At 62.3% G+C, this 20403-nt stretch carries 20 protein-coding genes; 13 read left to right on the forward strand and 7 right to left on the reverse strand.

The window, feature by feature from the left end:
- Positions 1–14 precede the first annotated feature (14 nt).
- Entirely contained in the window at positions 15–209 is a 195-nt protein-coding gene (locus NPX02_RS11945) for a DUF1289 domain-containing protein (RefSeq protein WP_260293820.1), read from the forward strand.
- Positions 210–369: 160 nt separating this feature from the next.
- Here the strand turns inward: NPX02_RS11945 and NPX02_RS11950 are convergent, their stop codons facing one another.
- The 7 genes from NPX02_RS11950 to mtnA all read right to left on the reverse strand — a co-directional run bounded on the left by NPX02_RS11950 (position 370) and on the right by mtnA (position 10273).
- The gene (locus NPX02_RS11950; protein WP_260293844.1) at positions 370–1248 is read right to left on the reverse strand and encodes a prephenate dehydrogenase; all 879 of its coding nucleotides are present in this window, start codon (positions 1246–1248) and stop codon (positions 370–372) included.
- Positions 1248–2360 carry a histidinol-phosphate transaminase gene (gene hisC / locus NPX02_RS11955; protein ID WP_260293821.1) on the reverse strand — a complete coding sequence of 371 codons (1113 nt, stop codon included), beginning with the start codon at positions 2358–2360 and terminating at the stop codon, positions 1248–1250. The genes NPX02_RS11950 and hisC overlap by 1 nt, the downstream gene beginning before the upstream one ends.
- A gap of 33 nt (positions 2361–2393) precedes the next feature.
- On the reverse strand, positions 2394–3479 hold the full coding sequence (gene pheA, locus NPX02_RS11960; RefSeq protein WP_260293822.1) for a prephenate dehydratase: 1086 nt from the start codon (positions 3477–3479) through the stop codon (positions 2394–2396).
- Positions 3480–3656: 177 nt separating this feature from the next.
- A complete protein-coding gene (locus tag NPX02_RS11965; RefSeq protein ID WP_260293823.1) occupies positions 3657–4832 on the reverse strand; it encodes a phosphoglycerate dehydrogenase in 1176 nt (391 codons plus the stop codon).
- A 430-nt stretch (positions 4833–5262) separates the two neighbouring features.
- On the reverse strand, positions 5263–6354 hold the full coding sequence (serC, locus tag NPX02_RS11970) for a 3-phosphoserine/phosphohydroxythreonine transaminase (RefSeq protein ID WP_260293824.1): 1092 nt from the start codon (positions 6352–6354) through the stop codon (positions 5263–5265).
- A gap of 44 nt (positions 6355–6398) precedes the next feature.
- Positions 6399–8990 (reverse strand): DNA gyrase subunit A, encoded by a 2592-nt coding sequence (gene gyrA, locus NPX02_RS11975; protein WP_260293825.1) that lies wholly within the window; start codon positions 8988–8990, stop codon positions 6399–6401.
- A 206-nt stretch (positions 8991–9196) separates the two neighbouring features.
- A complete protein-coding gene (mtnA, locus tag NPX02_RS11980) occupies positions 9197–10273 on the reverse strand; it encodes an S-methyl-5-thioribose-1-phosphate isomerase (RefSeq protein ID WP_260293826.1) in 1077 nt (358 codons plus the stop codon).
- A 60-nt stretch (positions 10274–10333) separates the two neighbouring features.
- On the opposite strand from mtnA, the gene NPX02_RS11985 reads away from it, so the two are divergent.
- From NPX02_RS11985 to hflD, 12 genes are all read left to right on the forward strand, one after another.
- Positions 10334–11650, forward strand: coding sequence for a TRZ/ATZ family hydrolase (locus NPX02_RS11985; RefSeq protein ID WP_260293827.1), 1317 nt, complete (start codon positions 10334–10336; stop codon positions 11648–11650).
- Positions 11651–11715: 65 nt separating this feature from the next.
- Entirely contained in the window at positions 11716–12189 is a 474-nt protein-coding gene (locus NPX02_RS11990; RefSeq protein WP_260293828.1) for a hypothetical protein, read from the forward strand.
- Between the two features lie 83 nt (positions 12190–12272).
- Positions 12273–13004: a bifunctional 2-polyprenyl-6-hydroxyphenol methylase/3-demethylubiquinol 3-O-methyltransferase UbiG gene (gene ubiG, locus NPX02_RS11995; RefSeq protein WP_260293830.1), complete on the forward strand. Its 732-nt coding sequence runs from the start codon at positions 12273–12275 to the stop codon at positions 13002–13004.
- Positions 12997–13692 (forward strand): HAD family hydrolase, encoded by a 696-nt coding sequence (locus tag NPX02_RS12000; protein WP_260293831.1) that lies wholly within the window; start codon positions 12997–12999, stop codon positions 13690–13692. Before ubiG ends, NPX02_RS12000 begins: the two co-directional genes overlap by 8 nt.
- A gap of 144 nt (positions 13693–13836) precedes the next feature.
- The gene (locus NPX02_RS12005; protein ID WP_260293832.1) at positions 13837–14577 is read left to right on the forward strand and encodes a YciK family oxidoreductase; all 741 of its coding nucleotides are present in this window, start codon (positions 13837–13839) and stop codon (positions 14575–14577) included.
- Positions 14578–14944: 367 nt separating this feature from the next.
- Positions 14945–15871, forward strand: coding sequence for a GGDEF domain-containing protein (locus NPX02_RS12010; protein WP_260293833.1), 927 nt, complete (start codon positions 14945–14947; stop codon positions 15869–15871).
- 348 nt (positions 15872–16219) lie between these two features.
- The gene (locus tag NPX02_RS12015) at positions 16220–16804 is read left to right on the forward strand and encodes a pseudouridine synthase (RefSeq protein ID WP_260293834.1); all 585 of its coding nucleotides are present in this window, start codon (positions 16220–16222) and stop codon (positions 16802–16804) included.
- Between the two features lie 43 nt (positions 16805–16847).
- A complete protein-coding gene (locus NPX02_RS12020) occupies positions 16848–17297 on the forward strand; it encodes an NUDIX hydrolase (RefSeq protein ID WP_260293835.1) in 450 nt (149 codons plus the stop codon).
- Between the two features lie 181 nt (positions 17298–17478).
- Positions 17479–18060, forward strand: coding sequence for a hypothetical protein (locus tag NPX02_RS12025; protein WP_260293836.1), 582 nt, complete (start codon positions 17479–17481; stop codon positions 18058–18060).
- Complete coding sequence (locus tag NPX02_RS12030) at positions 18039–18620, forward strand: hypothetical protein (protein ID WP_260293837.1); 582 nt, start codon at positions 18039–18041, stop codon at positions 18618–18620. Before NPX02_RS12025 ends, NPX02_RS12030 begins: the two co-directional genes overlap by 22 nt.
- Before the next feature lie 3 nt (positions 18621–18623).
- Complete coding sequence (gene mnmA / locus NPX02_RS12035; RefSeq protein WP_260293838.1) at positions 18624–19715, forward strand: tRNA 2-thiouridine(34) synthase MnmA; 1092 nt, start codon at positions 18624–18626, stop codon at positions 19713–19715.
- Positions 19712–20329 carry a high frequency lysogenization protein HflD gene (gene hflD, locus NPX02_RS12040; protein WP_260293839.1) on the forward strand — a complete coding sequence of 206 codons (618 nt, stop codon included), beginning with the start codon at positions 19712–19714 and terminating at the stop codon, positions 20327–20329. Before mnmA ends, hflD begins: the two co-directional genes overlap by 4 nt.
- The last annotated feature ends 74 nt before the right edge of the window (positions 20330–20403 follow it).

Below are 20403 nucleotides of genomic sequence, written 5' to 3' on the forward strand. Positions count from 1 at the left end.
ATCGGAAATACCGGATGAGCCAGGATGAGGCCCTGCACTCACCCTGCGTGCGTATGTGCACCCTGGATGACGATGATATCTGTCTCGGCTGCGGGCGTTCACTCGAAGAGATCAAAGGCTGGGCCGGTTACAGTGAGGATACCCGGACCCGACTGCTGTTGGAGTGCAAGCGGCGCCTGGCGGCCCGATGCCGGTTTAGCAACTGGTAACCTAACTACTCACCCGGTCTGTAAGCGATTGGCCTGCGTTATTGGTCGATCTTGATCCAGCCATCGCGTGAGGCCGGCAAGGCAGGCCCATCACCCCGAGAGTAGTTACCTGATAACCTGAATCGTGGAGACGACCGTTTCGATGCGGACTGACGGTGGCTCACTCCGGGGAGTCCAGCACCCCGTCGACATAGCGGTCGCGGGCACACTTTGCCCGGGTGAATATCTCCAGCAGTCGCTCGCCATCCCCGCGTTCAATGGTCTCCGCCAGCTCCTGCATCTCACTCAGGTAATGAGACATCATCTCCCCCAATGCACGGCGATTGGCGACACAGACATCGCGCCACATCACCGGGTTGCTTGAGGCGATCCGGGTAAAGTCCCTGAACCCGCCGGCGGCGTAACGGAAAATCTCATCATTCTCCTTCATCCGCGCCAGGGTATCCACCAGGCCGAAGGCGAGCATGTGCGGCAGATGGGAAGTGGCGGCCAGCACCTCGTCGTGATGCGCCACACTCATCAGGGTGATCTCGCCACCACACGCCTGCCACATCGCCCGCACCCGGGCCAGGGCCTCCGGGGAGGTCCCTTCCGTGGGGGTGAGGATGATCCGCCGGTTCTGGTAGAGTTCGGCGAATGCGGCCTCCACGCCACTGTTTTCAGTGCCGGCGATGGGATGACCCGCCACCAGATTGGGCAGCACCTCGCCAAACACCGCCCGACAATCTTCGACCACGCTGAACTTGGCGCTGCCGCCGTCGGTGATCACCACATCGGCCGCCAGGTGCCCCTTCATGGCGGCGAAGGTCGTGCGCATGACGCCCAGCGGTACCGCCAGGAACACCATATCGGCCCCCGTCACCGCTTCACCCACGTCATGGGTATAGCGATCGATCACGCCCAGTTGGACAGCGCGTTCCAGGTTGGCCCGACCCCGACCACAACCGACGATTTCACCCACCGCGCCCGCCGCACGTAACGCCCGCGCCAGCGAACCACCGATAAGCCCGACCCCGATGATGGCCAGCCGGCGAACAATCATACGGCCAGCACCTGCTTCAGCGCCGCCAATACCCGGCTGTTCTCGCTCTCGGTGCCGATGGTGATGCGCAGGTGATTGGGTAGGCCGTAGTTGGCTACCGGCCGGGTGATGCAACCGGTCCGCAGCAGCCCCTGGTCCACCTCGGCCGCAGGCCGCCCCACATCCACGGTGACGAAATTGCCCACCGAGGGGATGTAATCCAGCCCCATGGCGGTGAATGACTCGGTCATCTGCCGCATACCGACCCGGTTCAGCTCCACCGAGCGGCGGATAAACTCCTGATCCTCCAGGGCCGCCCGGGCCGCCGCCAGGGCCATGCTGTTGACATTGAACGGCTGGCGCACCCGGTTCAGCAGATCGGTGATATCGGCATGAGCCAGACCGTAGCCGACCCGCAGGGAGGCGAGCCCGTAACTCTTGGAGAAGGTGCGGGTGACGATCAGGTTGGGGTACTTGTCCAGCCACTGGCTGGCGTCGGGGTAGTCCGGCTCGTCCACATATTCGATATAGGCCTCGTCCACCACCACGATCACATTGGCCGGCACGGCGGCGATAAAGCCTTCCAGCTCTTCCCCGTTCAGCCAGGTGCCGGTCGGGTTGTTGGGGTTGGCGATCCACACCACGCGGGTCTTCTCCCCCACCCGGTTGAGCATCTCCTCCAGGTCGTGACCATAATCCTTCGCCGGCACGATATTCAGCGTGGCCCCCACCGCCTGACTGCTGATGGGGTAGACGGCAAAGGCGTACTGGGAGAACAGCGACTCATAGCCGGGCGCCAGAAACACCCGGGCGACCATGTCCAGCACATCGTTGGAACCGTTGCCCAGGGTGATCCGGTTGGGCGCGATGCCGTGTTTGGCCGCCAGCGCGGCATGCAACTCCACGCCGCCGCCGTCCGGATAGAGTCCGACATGGGCAAGCTCCGCCCGGATCGCCGCCTTGGCCCGCTCACTGCAGCCGAGCGGGTTCTCGTTGGAGGCCAGCTTGACCGAATCGGTTATGCCCAACTCCCGCTCCAGTTCGGAGATCGGTTTGCCCGGCACGTAGGGCTTCAGGTTGGTGACACCGGGTACGGCGATCTGCAGAAATCGATTGGCGGTTTCGATCATGATGGATTTCCCTGATTTTAACTCGTGGTCTATCTAAAGCACGGCATTGGGATAGGAGCCCAGCACCTTGAGCAGCCGGGACTCGGACTCCAGGGCGCTCAGTGCCTGCTGGACATTCTCATCATCCCGATGCCCGTTGATGTCGATGAAGAAGAGGTAGTCCCAGTTACCCTGCCGCGAGGGGCGGGATTCGATACGCGACATACTGATGCCGTGCCTGGCCAGCGGCGTCAGCAGGGCGTTGAGTCCCCCCGCCACATTACGCGTGGCGCACATCAGGGTGGTCTTGTCCTCCCCGCTGGGCGAGGCCAGCTGGCGCCCCACCACCAGAAAACGGGTGGTGTTGTCCGGTTCGTCCTCGATGTTGCGGGCCAACCCTTTCAGCTGGTACAGCTCGGCGGCCATCTCGCCGGCAATAGCGGCGCTCCCGCTCTCCTTGCCGGCCAGGCGCGCCGCTTCGGCATTGCTGCCCACGGTGATCTGCTCGGCCTGCGGCAGATTGCGGTCCAGCCAGAGCCGGCACTGGGCCAGCGACTGCTGGTGGGAGTAGACCCGCTCGATCTTGCCCAGGTCGGACTCCAGGCTCAGCAGGTGGTGGTGAATGCGCATCATCACTTCGCCGCAGATGGAGAGAGAGGAGGAGATGAACATATCCAGGGTGTGATTGATCACCCCTTCGGTGGAGTTCTCCACCGGTACCACCCCGTAGTGTGCGTTGCCCGACTGCACCTCGCGGAAGATGTCCGGGATGGAGTGCATCGGTACCGTCTCCACCGAATGGCCGAAGTGTTTCAGCGCCGCGGCCTGGGTAAAGGTCCCGGCGGGGCCAAGGAAGGCGACCCGCAACGGCAGTTCCAGGGCCAGGCAGGCGGACATGATCTCGCGAAACAGCCGCGCCATCTCCTCGCTGCCCATCGGTCCGGTATTGCGGCGTTTTATGGTCCGGAGAATGGCCGCTTCGCGTTCCGGACGGTAGAAAAAGGCGTCCGCGTCCTCGGCCTGCTTGATCTGGGCCACCGCCTGGGCAGCGGCCGCACGCTGATTGATCAACTCCTGGATCTGGGTATCCAGTGCGTCGATCCGTGCCCTGATCTGTTGGAGACTCTCCTGCTCACTCATAGTTGTCGGCCGGGTAAGATTGAAAGTGATGATAAATCCAAGGGGGGCATTCTACCTTATGCGTGCAAGGCCGCACAGCCGCCGCCACACCTTCCACGGCGTGGCCCGCGCCCGCCGTGATGGCACCGGATCCACCCCGCCCACCCCCACCAACAGGCGGGTGGGCGGGGCAACGGGCTATTCGGAGCGGCCCAGACTGCGCACAGAAAGCACCCCGGTAATAGCGGCGATGCGCTGCAGCGTGGCCTCATCCGGCGCCTGATCCACATCGAGCAGGGTGACCGCCACGTCGTTGCGCGAGCGGTTGAGCATATCGATGATGTTGAGGTTGCTCTCCGCCAGATCGGTGGAGATCTGACCCAGCATATTGGGCACATTGGAATTGACCACCGCGAGGCGATAGCCGCCGTTTCTCGGCAGATTGATATCCGGGAAATTGACCGAATTGCTGATGTTGCCGTCCTCCAGGTAGCTGCGCAGCTGATCCGCTACCATCACCGCACAGTTCTCCTCCGCCTCCGCCGTCGAGGCGCCCAGATGCGGCAGGGTGATGCAGCGGGGATGATCCTTCAGCAGATTGCTGGGGAAATCACAGACATAGGCATAGAGATGACCGCTGTCCAGCGCCGCAAGCGCCGCCTGGTCATCGATAATACCGGAGCGGGCGAAATTGAGCAGCACGCTGTGCTTCTTCATGCATTTCAGGCGCTCGGCATTGATCATGTGCCGGGTCGATTCGATCAGCGGGACATGAAAGGTGATGTAGTCACACTGCGAGACCAGGTCATCCACACTCAGCGCCTGCTTGATATCGGATGAGAGCTGCCAGGCGCTCCTGACCGTGATGGTGGGATCGTATCCGATCACGTTCATGCCCAGGGCGTGGGCCGCGTTGGCCACCTTGACGCCGATCGCCCCCAGACCGACCACGCCCAGGGTACGTCCGGTCAGTTCGAAGCCGACAAAATTCTTCTTGCCCGCCTCCACCGCCTTGTTTATCTGCGCATCCTCACCGCTCAATCCGCGGGCAAAATTCCAGGCCTGGGCAATGTTGCGCGAGGCCATCAGCATGCCGGCCAGTACCAGCTCCTTGACCGCGTTGGAGTTGGCGCCGGGGGCATTGAACACCACCACCCCCTGCTGGGTCATGCGCTCCACCGGGATGTTGTTGACCCCTGCCCCGGCCCGGCCGACGGCCTTGACGGTAGGGGGAATCTCCATATCGTGCATCTTGTAGGAGCGCAACAGGATGGCGTCCGGGTGGGTGATCTCCGAGGCGATCTCGTAACTGTCACGCGGCAGCCGGTCCAGACCGGCGACGGAGATGTTATTCAGGGTCAGGATTTTGTGCATAGATGTTCTCCCTCTCTCTTATAGGTATTGTAGTGAGGGTACGGGGAACATCCGGAGTTGACAGCCACCGCGCCGGGGGGGGCGATCCGCCCCCCCCGGCCTGCGGCTTACCGGGCGGCAGGCTGGCCCTGAGATATCCAATAAATAGATTAAATATATTGCTTTACTATCTGTTTTACTTATTAATATAACTATTCAACATGCTCAGCTTAAGGTTCGGTGCGGTCGTGGCTACGGGGCATTTGTTCCAAGAGACGCCGTGAATACATCCCTGTAGGCTCCACTATGGCATCCCTGCCATAGAGGCTCTTTCCACAAATACCCCGTAGCCACGACTCAATCTTGGGTGCTAAATAGTTACATATTAAATCTATTTGATATCGCAAGGGTTGATACCAGCCCATCTCCAGAGGTCCCTCGCCCCGCGTGTTCAGCCGTTGCGTTTTTCGAAATCGGCCATAAAGTCGATCAGGGCCTGCACCCCCGCCTCGGGCATGGCGTTGTAGATGCTGGCCCGCATGCCGCCCACCGAACGGTGGCCTTTCAGCGTCACCAGGCCCGCCTCCTTGGCCTCGGCCAGGAATTTGCCGTCCAGTTCGGCATCGGCCAGGGTAAAGGGCACGTTCATCCAGGAGCGGCAGCTCACCTCCACCGGGTTGTTATAGAAACTGGAACCATCGATGGCGGCATACAGGGCGGCCGCCTTGCGCTGGTTGGTCGCGGCCATGGCGGCCAGGCCGCCGTTGCGCTTCAGCCACTGGAACACCAGCCCGGCCAGATACCAGCCATAGGTGGGCGGCGTGTTGTACATGGATTCGCCGTCCGCCTGGATCTTGTAGTCGAACATGGCCGGGGTCCCGGCCACGGTTTCACCGATCAGATCGTCGCGGACGATCACCACCGTGAGCCCGGCCGGTCCAATGTTTTTCTGGGCGCCGGCGTAGATCACCCCGTATTTGCTCACATCCACCGGGCGGGAGAGGATGGTGGAGGAGAAATCGCCCACCAGCGGCACCGCGCCACTCTCTGGAACATCGGCCGGAACATAGGGAAATTCGACGCCCTGGATGGTCTCGTTCGGGGTGTAGTGCAGGTAGGCCGCATCCGGGTTGAGCGTCAGGGTATCGGCCGCCGGCACGGTGAACTCACCGGCGGGGGTCTCACCCACCACATTCACCTGACAATAGCGCTTCGCCTCGCCAATCGCCTTCTTCGACCAGGAGCCGGTATTGATATAGTCGGCGCTCCCCTTACCCCGCAGCAGATTCATCGGCACCATGGCGAACTGGCTGGAGGCGCCGCCCTGCAGGAACAGCACCTTGTAGTTGTCCGGAATCGCCATCAGTTCGCGCAGATCGCTCTCGGCCTGGGCGGCGATGGACATGAACTCCTTGCCGCGATGGCTCATCTCCATGACGGACATGCCGCAACCCTGCCAATCAAGCATCTCTTCCTGGGCCTGTTTCAGTACCTCTTCCGGCAGGGCGGCTGGCCCGGCGCTGAAATTGTAGACTCTCGACATGATTAACTCTCCAGCTCTCTATATTTTACAGAACGAGAAGTGGCTCACTCCCCGGTAGATTCCGTGTCGACTTCGGCTTCGGCTTCCGCCTCTTCCTGCTCCTCGCCTCCCAGGGACTCGATACGCTCGATTCCCACCAGTTTCTCCTTTTTGGAGAGGCGGATCATGGTGACCCCCTGGGTATCCCGTCCCATTACCGAGACGTCGGAAATGGGGGTGCGTACCAGGGTACCGCCATTGGTGATCAGCATCACCTCGTCCCCCTCTTCCACCAGCACCGCGCCGACCTGCTGGCCGTTGCGCTCGGAGGCCTTGATGGAGATGACGCCCATGCCGCCCCGGCCACGCAGCGGGAACTGCTCGACCGGCGTGCGCTTGCCATAACCGTTCTCGGTCACGGTCAACACGCTCCGGCCCGGTTCGGCAATCATCAGCGAGATCACCCGCTGCCCCGGCCCCAGCTTCACGCCGCGCACACCGCAGGCGGTCCGGCCCATAGGGCGTACCTGGGATTCATTGAAGCGGATCGCCTTGCTGGCGGATGTGAACAGCATGACGTCCTGATCGCCGTCGGTGACCGCGACCCCCACCAGTTGATCATCATCCCGCAGGTCCACGGCGATAATGCCGCTGGCGCGCTGGCGGGAGAAGTTGATCAGCGGGGTCTTCTTCACGGTACCGGAGCTGGTGGCCATGAAGATGTACTTGTCCTCTGAATAGACACGGATCGGCAGCACCGCGTTGATCCGTTCATCCTTCTCCAGCGGCAGCAGATTGACAATCGGCTTGCCGCGGGCGTTGCGGCTCGCCTGGGGCAGTTCGTACACCTTCATCCAGTAGACCCGGCCACGGCTGGAAAAGCAGAGGATGGTGTCGTGGGTACTGGCGACAAACAGCTGATCGACAAAATCTTCGTCCTTGGTGCTGGTGGCGCTCTTGCCCTTGCCGCCGCGCCGTTGCGCCTGATAGTTATCCAGGGTCTGGGCCTTGGCATAACCGGTATGGGAGAGCGTGACCACCACGTCCTCCTCGGTGATCAGGTCTTCCAGGGTCAGATCCAGCCGATTGCTGATGATCTCGGTACGCCGGGCGTCGGCATACTGATCACGGATCGCGATCAGCTCATCCCGGATCACCTGCATCAGTCGATCGGGGCTGGAGAGAATATCAAGTAAATCCTTAATTTTCTCTATTATCTCGCTGTATTCACTAAGTATTTTTTCCTGCTCAAGCCCGGTCAGGCGGTGCAGGCGCAGATCCAGGATCGCCTGGGCCTGGGTATCGGTGAGCCGATATCCCTGTTCGCTGAGGCCAAACTCGAGGGCCAGCCCCTGGGGCCTGGAAGCGTCCGATCCGGCCCGTCCCAGCATCGACTCGACCGCCCCCGACTTCCACGGGCGTGCCAGCAGTTCCCGTTTCGCATCCGCCGGACTGGCGGCCTCGCGGATCAGCTTGATCACCTCGTCGATATTGGCCAGGGCGACCGCCAGACCCTCCAGCACATGGGCGCGGTCGCGCGCCTTGCGCAGCTCGAACAGGGTGCGGCGGGTCACCACCTCGCGCCGATGGCGGATGAAGTACTCCAGCATCTGCTTGATGTTGAGCAGACGGGGCTGACCATCCACCAGGGAGACCATGTTGATGCCGAACACATTCTGCATCTGGGTGTGCTGGTAGAGGTTGTTGAGCACCACCTCCGCCACCTCGCCGCGGCGCAGCTCGATCACCATGCGCATGCCGTCCTTGTCGGACTCGTCACGCAGCTCGCTGATCCCCTCAATGCGCTTCTCCTTGACCAGCTCGGCAATCTTCTCCAGCAGCCGCGCCTTGTTCACCTGGTAGGGCAGTTCGTGCACCACGATGGTCTGGCGGCCGGTCTTGTCATTGGTCTCGATCCCGGTACGGGCGCGCACATAGATGCGGCCACGACCGGTCTTGTAGGCCTCGTGGATGCCGCGGGCGCCATTGATCAGGGCGGCGGTGGGAAAGTCCGGACCGGGGATGTACTCCATCAGGCCGTCGATGGTGAGGGCGGGATCATCGATCAGGGCGACACAGCCGTTGACAATCTCGGTCAGATTATGCGGCGGGATATTGGTCGCCATGCCCACCGCAATGCCGGTGGAACCGTTCACCAGCAGATTGGGGATGCGCGCCGGCAGTACCGCCGGCTCATGCTCGGATTCATCGTAGTTGGGGATGAAGTCGACGGTTTCCTTGTCCAGATCGTCCAGCATGCTGTGGGCGATCCGGGCCATCCGCACCTCGGTATAACGCATGGCCGCCGGGGCGTCACCATCCACCGAACCGAAGTTGCCCTGACCATCCACCAGCATATAACGCATGGAGAACGGCTGGGCCATGCGCACGATGGTGTCATACACCGCGGTATCGCCATGCGGGTGATACTTACCGATCACGTCACCGACTACACGGGCGGATTTCTTGTAGGGTTTGTTCCAGTCGTTTCCCAGCACGCTCATGGCGTAGAGTACGCGACGATGGACCGGCTTCAATCCATCGCGCACATCCGGCAGGGCACGCCCGACGATTACGCTCATGGCGTAATCGAGGTAGGACGTCTGCATCTCATCTTCGAGATTGACCGGCAGGACTTCTTTGGCAAATTCGGTCATAGGCGGTTCATTAACCTTCTTGTTTTACGACGACTTACAATCTGATCAGCGCAACCCGAGGCGACTTCGTCCCGGACGGCATCCACCCCGGACAACATCCACACACAGCGCCGGGCTACGCTTTTTAAGCCGCTTATAGTAACACATTCCGGGAAGGTACCGCCTGAAAAAAAAGCCGCTGAAAACGGCTTTTCGCCACTCTCAGCTTATCTGGACATCAGTTCAGCCATCTTTTGGCTGTCTGGCGACAGCACAACCCCCTTTTCGGTGACAATGGCATCAACCAGTGCCGCCGGGGTCACATCGAACACCGGATTCCAGGCGTCCACGCCCGCCGCACCGACCCGCCGTCCGCCGCACTGCAGGACCTCGGCCGGGTCGCGGGATTCGATCGGGATATCCTTTCCGCAGCGCACCGTCATGTCGATGGTCGAGGTCGGCGCCGCCACCATCACCTTCACGCCATGGTACCGGGCCGCCACCGCCAGGTTATAGGTGCCGATCTTGTTGGCCACGTCGCCGTTGGCGGCAATCCGGTCCGAGCCGACGATGATCCAGCCGATCCCGCCCTGCGCCATGCGGCTGGCGGCGGCCCCGTCGGTCAGCAGGGTGACCGGAATGCGGTCCCGCGCCAGCTCCCAGGCGGTAAGCCGCGAGCCCTGCAGCCAGGGGCGGGTCTCATCGGCATAGACCATGCCGATCCGCCCGGCCGCGTGGGCGCTGCGAATCACCCCCAGGGCGGTGCCGTAGCCCCCGGTCGCCAGGGCGCCGGCATTGCAGTGGGTTATCACGGACGTGGCAGCTACAATCAGTCCGGCGCCAAACTCGCCCATGGTGCGATTGGCGGCAATATCCTCCCGGTGGATCAACTGCGCCTCCTGCAACAGGCGCGGCTCCGGATCCGCGTCACCGATAGCGGGAAACAGCCGTTGCATCCGCTCCAGGGCCCAGCACAGGTTGACCGCGGTGGGTCGCGCCTCGGCCAGCGCCTGCAGCTCGTCCGCCATCAGGTCACGCCAAGCGTCCGGGGAGGCCCGGAAACAGCTGCGCGCCGCCAGCACCACACCGAAGGCGGCGGTGATGCCGATGGCCGGCGCGCCGCGCACCACCATGTCGCGTATCGCCCCGGCCGTGTCGCGGGCGCTCTGCAGCTCGATATATGCCTCCTCGTTGGGGAGAATACGTTGATCCAGCAGGTAGAGCCGGTCGTTGGCCCAGACGATTGCCTGGTCGGCGCTGGCGCGAATCGTGAGCGGTTGTGCTTCCATCTTGTCTAAACCCATGGCAAATTCACCTAATTCTACCCGATAACCTTACCCAGACGCATTCAAACGGACAGCAACTTGATTATCGATACCCTTATCTTTGCCCGGTGGATCATCCCGGTGGTTCCCGATCAGCAGGTGTTGCAGGACCACGCCCTGGCGATCCATGGCGGCAATATCCTGGAGATTCTGCCGGCGCAGCAGGCGCGTACCAAATACCAGCCGAACAGTCTCCACGAACTGCCCCGGCACGCCCTGATACCCGGCCTGATCAACGCCCACACCCATGCCAGCATGAGCCTGATGCGAGGACTGGCGGACGATCTGCCGCTGATGTCCTGGCTCAACGAACACATCTGGCCGGCCGAGGGGCGCTGGGTGAGCGAGGAGTTCATCGCCGATGGCACCCGCCTGGCGGTGGCCGAAATGCTGCGCGGCGGCACCACCTGCTTCAACGACATGTATTTCTTCCCGGAAGTGACCGGCATGGTGTGTGCCGCCGCCGGGATGCGCGCCGTGGTGGGCCTGATCACCATCGATTTCCCCTCGGCCTGGGCCAGCGGTCCGGACGAATACATCAGCCGCGGCTTGGAGGTGCATGACCAGTTTCGCAACCACGGCCTGATCGGCACCGCCTTCGCCCCCCATGCCCCCTATACCGTCTCCGACCAGCCGTTCGAGCGCATCCGCATGCTGGCGGATGAGCTGGAGATCCCGATCCACATGCATGTGCACGAGACCCGGGACGAGATCCATCAGGGTATCGGCCGTTACGGCATGCGGCCGATCGAGCGCCTGCGGCAACTGGGCCTGATCTCCCCCGCCCTCAGTGCGGTGCACATGACCCAGCTGGAAGAGGCGGAGATCGAGCTGTTCGCCGAGAGCGGCGCCAGCGTGGTCCACTGTCCCGAATCCAACCTGAAACTGGCCTCCGGTTTCTGTCCGGTGGAGAAGCTGCATCGGGCCGGGATCAATATCGCCATCGGCACCGACGGCGCGGCCAGCAACAACGACCTGGACATGTTCAGCGAGATGCGCAGTGCCGCGCTGCTGGCCAAGGGGGTGGCCGATGATGCCAGCGCCATCCCGGCCCACACCGCCCTGCGCATGGCCACGCTCAACGGCGCCATCGCCCTGGGCCTGGGCGAGCGGACCGGCTCCCTGGAACCGGGAAAGGCCGCCGACATCACTGCCGTGGACCTGGGGGGCCTGGAGACCCAGCCGGTCTATCATCCGATCTCGCAACTGGTCTACGCCACCGGCCGCGACAAGGTGACCGATGTCTGGATCGCCGGCAAGCCGGTGCTGCACGGCGGCCGCCTCACCACCCTGGACCCGCGCGAGATCGTGGCGCGGGCGGCGGAGTGGCAAGTGCGGATTGCCGAATTCGAGTAACCACCACCTCCCGGGGTGGCCTGACCACCCGCAGCCCGATCCACAGCAACATCAAGGAGTCAAGTATGCGCCGAATCAACCTGTTACTGATCCTGCTTCTGGCCGGTCCGGCCCTGGCCCAGGACCCCATCACCCCGGCGGACGCGCCGATCGCGGTCTACCAGGTCCAGGATGAATACGACGCCATCCGCTCGAATCTGGAATTGGCCATCACCGGGCGCGGTATGCTGATCAGCAGCACCCTGCATATCAGCGACATGTTCAACCGCACCGCCGCCGACACCGGCCTGACCAACACCCTGTACGATAAGGCCGAGGCGTTCGAGTTCTGCAACCTCAAGCTCTCCTGGCAGATGTCCGATGCCCACCCCGCCAACCTGTCGATCTGCCCGCTCACCATCGGCATCTATACCCTGCAGGAGCGGCCGGGCGAGGTCTTTCTCAGCTACCGTCGCCCGCTGATGCTGGGCGAATCGGCGGCAGCCGAACAGGCGCTTACCGAGCTGTACCGGGGCATTATCAAAGAGGCGCTGGAGTAATCTGGGTTATACTCCCGCCTGTCGACCCGATCGGCCGAAAACGTAACCTGACACCTGGTAATCAATAACGAGTTCAAGACAACATGACTGACAGCAGCATCAATGTCGATCACGCCGAAATCAGTAAATTCGAGGAGCTGGCGGCCCGCTGGTGGGACCCCCACAGCGAGTTCAAACCGCTCCACGAGATCAACCCGCTACGCCTGGGTTATATCAACCGGATTGCCGGCCTGAACGGCAAGCGGGTCCTGGATGTGGGCTGCGGTGGCGGCATCCTCTCCGAGAGCATGGCACAGGCGGGGGCCACGGTGACCGGCATCGACCTGGGCGAGGCGCCCCTGCAGGTGGCCCGGCTGCACCTGCTGGAATCGGGCCTGGAGGTGGACTATCGGCGCATCCCGGTGGAGCAGTTGGCGGAACAGGAGCCCGGGACCTTCGATGTGGTCACCTGCATGGAGATGCTGGAACACGTACCCGACCCGTCGTCGGTGGTGGAGGCCTGCGCCCGACTGGCAAAACCGGGCGGCCAGCTCTTCTTCTCCACCCTGAACCGCAACCCCAAATCCTACCTGTTCGCCATCGTCGGCGCCGAATACCTGCTGCGCCTGCTGCCGAAGGGGACCCACGACTTCTCCAAGTTCATCAAACCCTCCGAGCTGGAGCGCTGGATCCGCCGGGCGGAGCTGCAGACGCAGGAGATGATCGGACTGACCTACAACCCCCTGACCGGCCAGTATCGACTGGTGCCGGGCGATGTGGATGTCAATTACATGGTGAGCTGCCGTAAAGCGAGTGATGAGTCGAGTGATGCCTGACGGTATCCGCTTCCACGGCCGCCCGGTCAGGCTGGTGCTGTTCGATCTGGACGGCACCCTGGCCGACACCGCCCCGGACCTCGCCTATGCGCTGAATCAGACACTGGTCCGGCATGGTCGTGATGCCCTCCCCTTTGAGCGGATACGCCCCCACGTCTCCCACGGCGGCATCGCCCTGATCCGTGCCGGCTTCGCCATCGAACCGGACCATCCGGAGTTCCAGCGCTACCGGGAGGACCTGCTGGCCATCTATCAGGCCAATATCGCCCGAGAGACCACGCTGTTTCCCGGCATGGCGGAGGTGCTTGAACAGCTGGAGCGGCACAGCGTCGGCTGGGGGGTTGTCACCAACAAGCCGGCCTGGCTGACCGACCCACTGATGGCCGGTCTGGGACTGACCCGGCGTGCCGCCTGCATCGTCAGCGGCGACACCACCGCCAACGGCAAACCCCATCCCGGACCGATTCTGCACGCCTGTGAAGTCGCCGACACCGCGCCGCGGGAGTGCCTGTTTATCGGTGATGCCGAGCGCGACATCATCGCCGGGCGGGCCGCGGGCACCACCACCCTCACCGCCCTGTTCGGCTACCTGGACGAGCAGGACCGCCCGGACAGCTGGGGAGCCGACGACAGCGTCGCCGCGCCGGCCCAGATCCTGGAAAAACTCGGCATTGGGACCGGTCAATAACCCAAGTTTCGGAGTTCAGTTCCAAACGCCCTGAACGACGCCTTGTGAACTCCGAAACTTGAGTCAATAAACCACTATCTAAGCTCGAATACCGGGCGACACCCGGTTAGAATAGCCGCACACCATCAGCTTCAGGATCCCGATATGCGTGACTATCACCCCCCGAAAGACCTGCTGAGCGGACGTACCATTCTCGTCACCGGTGCCGGCGACGGGATCGGCCGAACCGCCGCCATCGCCTTTGCGGCTCACGGGGCTACCGTGGTGCTGCTGGGGAGAACCATCGCCAAACTCGAAGCGGTCTACGATGCCATCGAGGCCGCAGGCGGAGTTCAGCCCGCGATCTACCCGATGAACCTGGAGGGTGCCACGCCCCACGACTATGGCGAACTGGCCGAGACGCTGGACAAGGAGTTCGGCTCGCTGGAGGGGCTGCTGCACAACGCCGCCCAGTTGCGCCTGCTGAGCAGGATCGATGATTACGATCCCGAGACCTGGTATCAGGTGATGCAGGTCAACCTCAACGCGCCGTTCCTGCTGACCCAGGCCTGCCTGCCGCTGCTGCGTAAGGCGAAGGATGCCGCGGTGGTATTTACCGGAGACCAGGTGGGACGTCAGGCGAAGGCCTACTGGGGCGCCTACGGGGTTGCGAAATTCGGCCTGGAGGGCCTGATGCAGTTGCTCGCCGAGGAGACCCGGGACAGCAGCCACATCCGGGTCAACAGCTTCGCGCCCGGCCCCACCCGCAGCAAACTGCGTCTGCTCGCCTTTCCCGGCGAGGATACCGAAACCCTCAAGACGGCGGACAGCCTGGTCCCCGACTACCTCTGGCTCATGGGGCCGGACAGCATCGGCACCAGCGGTCAGGCACTGGAATACCGCTAAGGGCCCGCGCAAGAATAATTCCGTAGTACCGAGGGCGTTCCTGGGCCACGCTGGCAAGGCACGCTTTGCAGGCAATGGCCGCTCCCTTGCCAAAAAGCGTAACGCCGCCAGCGGGGTCCAGGGGCGACCGAATACAGGAACTTATTCTTGCGCGGGCCCTAAGATCACCCCGTCGGGCGGCCAATACTGCCGCCCGGCTGGCGGCAGGCGGCAACAAATAGCCGCCAACCTGCGTCATTTTTTTGTCTTCCGTCACAATAATAAATTTATCTGCTTGTTTTTTATGTTTTATTTTAATATGGCACGAATATCGCTTAGATAATCGCGGCTATCTTGTGGCATAAAAATAAAGTTGGAAACACTGATTATGACAAACCAGATGCAGCATGTTTCAGGCAACACCAGAAGGGTCACACCGCACCCGTCACATCCCGACCGGAATGAAGAGTCCCATTACCGCTTTGCATCCAAGATACTGGCCCTCAGTGGTATTCTGCAAAGTACCCTGGAGATCAATGAACTGCTGGCGCTGTTTGCCAAGGAGATCCGCGAGTTCATCAAATACGATGGCCTCACCTACCGCTTCCCGTCACTGAAAATCGATATCAAGCTCGGCGACCAGCCGGCCAACAACTGCGCCTATGAGTTGGTGGTCGCCGGCGATCACCTGGGTGACCTGAACTTTTTCCGTCACTATCCATTTGAGGCCTCGGAACTGGAGGCGATCGAAAACCTGCTGGCCGGGCTGCTCTACCCGCTGCGCAACACCCTGCTCTATCAACGGGCGGTGGAGTCGGCCACCATCGATCCCCTGACCGGGGTGAGAAACCGGGCCGCCATGGATAGCTCGATGAAGCGTGAGATCGGTCTGGCCCTGCGCCACAACACCCCGCTCTCTGTCATCCTGATGGATCTGGACCACTTCAAATCGATCAACGACCGCTATGGTCACCTGTATGGCGACCAGGCGCTGAAGGCGGCGGCTCAATGCGCCGAACAGAGCATCCGCGAATCCGACATGATCTTCCGCTACGGTGGCGAGGAGTTCCTGATACTGTTAACGGGAACCGATCTGCAGGGTGCCGAACTGCTTGCGGAACGCATCCGGCATAATGTGGGGGCTTTGCCGCCACAGACAGAGAAGGCGATCCAAATGACCGTCAGCCTCGGGGTCACCAGCCTGGAACAGGGCGATGACATGAACAGCCTGTTCCAGCGTATGGATAGCGCCCTCTATCGCGCCAAGGATAGCGGCAGAAACCGGGTGGTTATCGGCACCACCGCGGATGCGTGAGTCCAAGGTTGGGGTGAGGCACAAACCCCAACATCATGGTGCACACGGATGAAACCCTGTTGGGGTTCACACGCCCCCTCCCAGCCTTGGGCTGGATGAGTTTGTAGCCTGGATGGAGCCCGCCCCATGGGAGCTTAATCGGCGCACAGCCCCAGTCGGGCGGAATCCGGGGCAGCGGCGTGCCACGCCCCGGATTCCGCCGCCGTGGGCGTATGCGGTTTACCCAGTTCGGAGAATAGCGGCTTCATCCAGGCTACGGTGCCGCAAGCGTGTTTTGGTCTGAAAAATCTTGACGAAATATCCGGGCCACCGATAATCGGATGGCCCTTTTATTTGCATGAACCCAAAATGTCCCGATTGATCCTGCTCAATAAACCCTACGGCGTACTCACCCAGTTTACCGACCCGTCAGGACGCGCGACACTGGCCGATTTCATCCACACCAGCGGGGTCTACCCGGCCGGGCGGCTGGATCGGGACAGCGAGGGCCTGCTGCTGCTGACCGATGACGGCAAACTGCAACACCGACTGGCGAATCCGCGCGCCAAGACCTGGAAACGCTACTGGGTCGAGGTGGAGGGCATTCCAGCCCAGGCGGCGCTGCAACAACTCCGCGACGGCCTGGAATTGAAAGACGGCCCGACCCTGCCGGCACGGGCGCGACTGATCGCGCCTCCGGCACTCTGGGAACGCAATCCGCCGGTGCGGTTCCGTGCCAACATTCCGACCCAGTGGCTGGAAATCGAGATCCGTGAAGGCCGCAACCGGCAGGTTCGCCGCATGACCGCGGCCATCGGCTTTCCCACGCTGCGCCTGGTGCGCGTCGCTATCGGCGACTGGGAACTGGGCGCGCTGCAACCCGGCCAGTCTCGGCTCATCGAATTGCCCGACGACGGCCCCGCCCCCCGCTCCATCGGCAGAAGGCGTCGCTGACGGCATCCCCGTCACGGCACAGAATTCAGGTTAGAATAGAACCATGATCTGGACACCCCACACCACCGTCGCCTCGATCATCGAACGATCCGGGCGTTTTCTCATGGTCGAAGAGCTCACCCGCGACGGCAAGCGGGTATTCAACCAGCCGGCCGGCCACCTGGAGGAGGCGGAAAGCCTGCTTGCCGCCGTTATCCGGGAAACCCGGGAGGAGACGCGCTGGGGCTTTACCCCGCAATCCCTCGTCGGCATCTACCGCTGGCAGGTCCCCCCCGCGGAGACCACTTACCTGCGCTTCTGCTTCCATGGCAACGGCCATGACCACCGCCCGGAACTGCCGCTGGACGACGGCATCCTGCGCGCGATCTGGCTGAGCCGGGAGGAGCTGGCGGCCAATCCACAGCGGCTGCGCAGCCCGATGGTGCTGCGCTGTATCGACGACTACCTGGCCGGCTGCAGCTATCCCCTGGAACTGCTCAGTGACCTTGCCTAAGGACCCGCGCAAGAATAAGTTCCGGTATTCGGTCGCCCCTGGACCCCGCTGGCGGCGTTACACTTTTTGGCAAGGGAATTGCCATTGCCTGCAAAGCGTGCCTTGCCAGCGGGGCCCAGGAACGCCCTCGGTACTACGGAATTGTTCTTGCACGGGTCCTAAACTGGCCGGTCTCTGCCTCATGCTGTGGCTGCTCGCCGGCTTCGGCAGCGCCAGTGCCGTGGTGTTCGTCAGCCCGGAGATCAACACCACCCCCACCCCGGACAACTTCTCCATCTGCTTCGACAACAGCTGCCAATCGATCCGCCAGCTGGCCCTGCCAGATCATCGCTGGCACGAGATCCGGGACATTTTCCGCGCCGGCGCGCACTCACCCGAGGAGGAGCGCCGACTGATCGGCCAGGCCGTGGCCCGGCTGGAGCGGATCATCGGCGGCATGACCGGCACCGCCAATGACAAGGGGGCCAACGAAACCAGCGACAATCCGCTGGACCACCGCATGGACTGTATCGACGAGTCCACCAACACCACCAGCTACCTGTACCTGCTGCAGCAGGACGGCCTGCTGCGCTGGCACCGGCTCAGGGACCCGGTGACCCGCGGCTTTTTCTTCTTCGGCTGGCCGCACACCACCGCGGTAATCGAAGCACGGGAGGAGCGGCGTCTGTGGGCGGTCGACTCCTGGTTTCATGACAACGGCATTGCCCCCGAAATCCTGCCGCTGGAGCAGTGGAAGCAGGGGTGGAGACCCGACCCACCATGAGCCGCCGGGTGATTGCCCTGTTGTGCTGCCTCTACCCGGGCAGTCAACTGCACGCCTGGGCCTCGCCTCCCCCATTCGAGACCTGCACCGATTATCACTGTGACATCCTCAAGCCTGTTACACTGCGTCCCGATGAATGGCGGGAGATCCGCGGCCTGTTTTCCGCCATCCAATCGGCCGTGGAGGAACGGCAACAGATCCGGGCCGCCATTGCCCGATTCGAACAACTGGTGGGCGAACAGACGGACAATTGGCGTGACCTGCCGGAAAATGGCGGCGAAGGTTCCGAGAGCGGTCAGCTGGACTGCATCGCCGAGTCGCGCAACACCACCACTTATCTGCGACTCATGGCACGGGACAACCTGTTAAAATGGCACCGGGTAGAGGAGCGGCGGCGACGCAATCCCTGGTTGTTCAATATCCACTGGACCGCCACCATCATGGATATCCGGTCCCGGCAGCAGTATGCCGTGGACTCCTGGTTTTTTGCCAACGGCCAAGCGCCCGTCATCCAGCCGATCGAGGCGTGGCTCTCGGGACAGGACTTCAGACTGAAGTGAACCATGCGTACTAAAGAAAAGATTATCGTCGGCATGTCCGGCGGTGTTGACTCCTCCGTGGCCGCCCTGCTGCTGATCGAACAGGGCTACCGGGTCGAGGGCCTGTTCATGAAGAACTGGGAGGAGGACGACACCCGGGAATACTGCTCGGCTACCGTCGACCTGGCCGACGCCCAATCCGTCGCCGACCAGCTCGGCATCCGCCTGCACACCATAAACTTCTCCGGTGAATACTGGGATCACGTGTTCGAGTATTTTCTTGCCGAATACCGCGCCGGACGCACCCCCAATCCCGATGTGCTCTGCAACCGCGAGATCAAATTCAAGGCGTTCCTCGACTACGCCCTGCATCTCGGGGCGGATGCCATCGCCACTGGACATTACTCCAGCATCGACCGCCAGGGTGATGCCTGGCGGATGCTGCGGGCACGCGACGAAAACAAGGACCAGACCTACTTCCTTTACATGCTGGGCCAGGCGCAGCTCGGCCGCAGCCGCTTCCCTCTGGGCGACTTGGAGAAACCGGAGGTGCGGCGCATCGCCGAACAGGCCGGGCTGCCCAATCACAAGAAGAAGGACAGCACCGGTATCTGCTTTATCGGTGAGCGCAAATTCAGTGAATTCCTCAGTCGCTACCTGCCGGCCAGTCCGGGCCAAATGGTCACCCCCGAAGGCGCGGTCGTCGGCGAACACCAGGGGCTGATGTACTATACCCTGGGCCAGCGCAAGGGACTGGGCATCGGCGGACGGGCGGACAGCGCGGCTAACCCCTGGTTCGTCATTGACAAGAATCTGGCGGCCAACCGATTGATCGTGGCACAGGGCCACGACCACCCGCTGCTGTTGAAACAGGGACTGGAGGCGAGCCAGCTGCACTGGGCTGCCGGTACCGCACCGGCATTACCGGTCTCCTGCCTGGCCCGTATCCGCCACCGCCAGCCACTCCAGGCCTGCACCCTGTCAGCGCTTGAAAACGGCCATGTGCGGGTCCTATTTAACAAAAAACAACGCGCCGTCACCCCGGGACAATCCGTGGTCTTCTATCAGGATCGGGTGTGCCTCGGCGGCGGCATAATTGAACAGGCATTCGAATGAAGAGTGACAGAGAGCGATGCATCGCCCTGGCAGGCGTTTTCCAGGCCGCCAGCATGGCGGCCAGGATTGCCGAACAGGGCATAGTGGATACCCGGTCGATGGAGGCCAGCATCCGCAGCCTGTTCGAAATCGATGCGGAGAGCGTGGAAAGCGTCTATGGCGGCCTGCAGGGGGTGGAATCCGGGCTGCGGCTGCTGCACCGGCAGTTGGGGGAAAAGCGGACCGACAATGTGCTGGTCACCCAGTATGTCATCGCCCTGCTCCACCTGGAGCGCAAACTGAGTAGAAACAGCTCCATGCAACAACAGATCCGCGAGGGCATCCAGGTGGCGGAAGGACGGATCGCCCATTTCCATCTGCTGCACCCCAACATCATCGCCCAACTTGCCGACATCTACACCCAGACGATCAGCACCCTCAAGCCACGCGTCATGATCAAGGGGGAGCCGCTGCATCTGCAAAACCCCGACAATGTGAACCGCATCCGCACCCTGCTGCTGGCCGGGATACGCTCCGCCATGCTCTGGCGCCAGTGCGGCGGTGGCAAATGGCAGGTGGTTCTGGGACGTAAAAAGATCGCCGAACAGGCACGCCGCCTGCTGCACATACTTTGACCTTTCTCTCTCACGGGCCTCGTGCGGTGAATCACATATCCGTACCGACCTGCCGACGCCCATGAAAAAATTGG

The organism is Sedimenticola hydrogenitrophicus (assembly GCF_025175675.1).
Lineage (GTDB): Bacteria > Pseudomonadota > Gammaproteobacteria > Chromatiales > Chromatiaceae > Sedimenticola > Sedimenticola hydrogenitrophicus.

What these genes read in the sequence shown, in the direction of transcription:
- NPX02_RS11945 (WP_260293820.1), top strand. Translation starts at nt 15, where the DNA reads ATGAGCCAGGATGAGGCCCTGCACTCACCCTGCGTGCGTATGTGCACC.
- hisC (WP_260293821.1), bottom strand. Translation starts at nt 2,360, where the DNA reads ATGATCGAAACCGCCAATCGATTTCTGCAGATCGCCGTACCCGGTGTC.
- pheA (WP_260293822.1), bottom strand. Translation starts at nt 3,479, where the DNA reads ATGAGTGAGCAGGAGAGTCTCCAACAGATCAGGGCACGGATCGACGCA.
- NPX02_RS11965 (WP_260293823.1), bottom strand. Translation starts at nt 4,832, where the DNA reads ATGCACAAAATCCTGACCCTGAATAACATCTCCGTCGCCGGTCTGGAC.
- serC (WP_260293824.1), bottom strand. Translation starts at nt 6,354, where the DNA reads ATGTCGAGAGTCTACAATTTCAGCGCCGGGCCAGCCGCCCTGCCGGAA.
- gyrA (WP_260293825.1), bottom strand. Translation starts at nt 8,990, where the DNA reads ATGACCGAATTTGCCAAAGAAGTCCTGCCGGTCAATCTCGAAGATGAG.
- mtnA (WP_260293826.1), bottom strand. Translation starts at nt 10,273, where the DNA reads ATGGGTTTAGACAAGATGGAAGCACAACCGCTCACGATTCGCGCCAGC.
- NPX02_RS11990 (WP_260293828.1), top strand. Translation starts at nt 11,716, where the DNA reads ATGCGCCGAATCAACCTGTTACTGATCCTGCTTCTGGCCGGTCCGGCC.
- ubiG (WP_260293830.1), top strand. Translation starts at nt 12,273, where the DNA reads ATGACTGACAGCAGCATCAATGTCGATCACGCCGAAATCAGTAAATTC.
- NPX02_RS12000 (WP_260293831.1), top strand. Translation starts at nt 12,997, where the DNA reads ATGCCTGACGGTATCCGCTTCCACGGCCGCCCGGTCAGGCTGGTGCTG.
- NPX02_RS12005 (WP_260293832.1), top strand. Translation starts at nt 13,837, where the DNA reads ATGCGTGACTATCACCCCCCGAAAGACCTGCTGAGCGGACGTACCATT.
- NPX02_RS12010 (WP_260293833.1), top strand. Translation starts at nt 14,945, where the DNA reads ATGACAAACCAGATGCAGCATGTTTCAGGCAACACCAGAAGGGTCACA.
- NPX02_RS12015 (WP_260293834.1), top strand. Translation starts at nt 16,220, where the DNA reads ATGTCCCGATTGATCCTGCTCAATAAACCCTACGGCGTACTCACCCAG.
- NPX02_RS12020 (WP_260293835.1), top strand. Translation starts at nt 16,848, where the DNA reads ATGATCTGGACACCCCACACCACCGTCGCCTCGATCATCGAACGATCC.
- NPX02_RS12025 (WP_260293836.1), top strand. Translation starts at nt 17,479, where the DNA reads ATGCTGTGGCTGCTCGCCGGCTTCGGCAGCGCCAGTGCCGTGGTGTTC.
- mnmA (WP_260293838.1), top strand. Translation starts at nt 18,624, where the DNA reads ATGCGTACTAAAGAAAAGATTATCGTCGGCATGTCCGGCGGTGTTGAC.
- hflD (WP_260293839.1), top strand. Translation starts at nt 19,712, where the DNA reads ATGAAGAGTGACAGAGAGCGATGCATCGCCCTGGCAGGCGTTTTCCAG.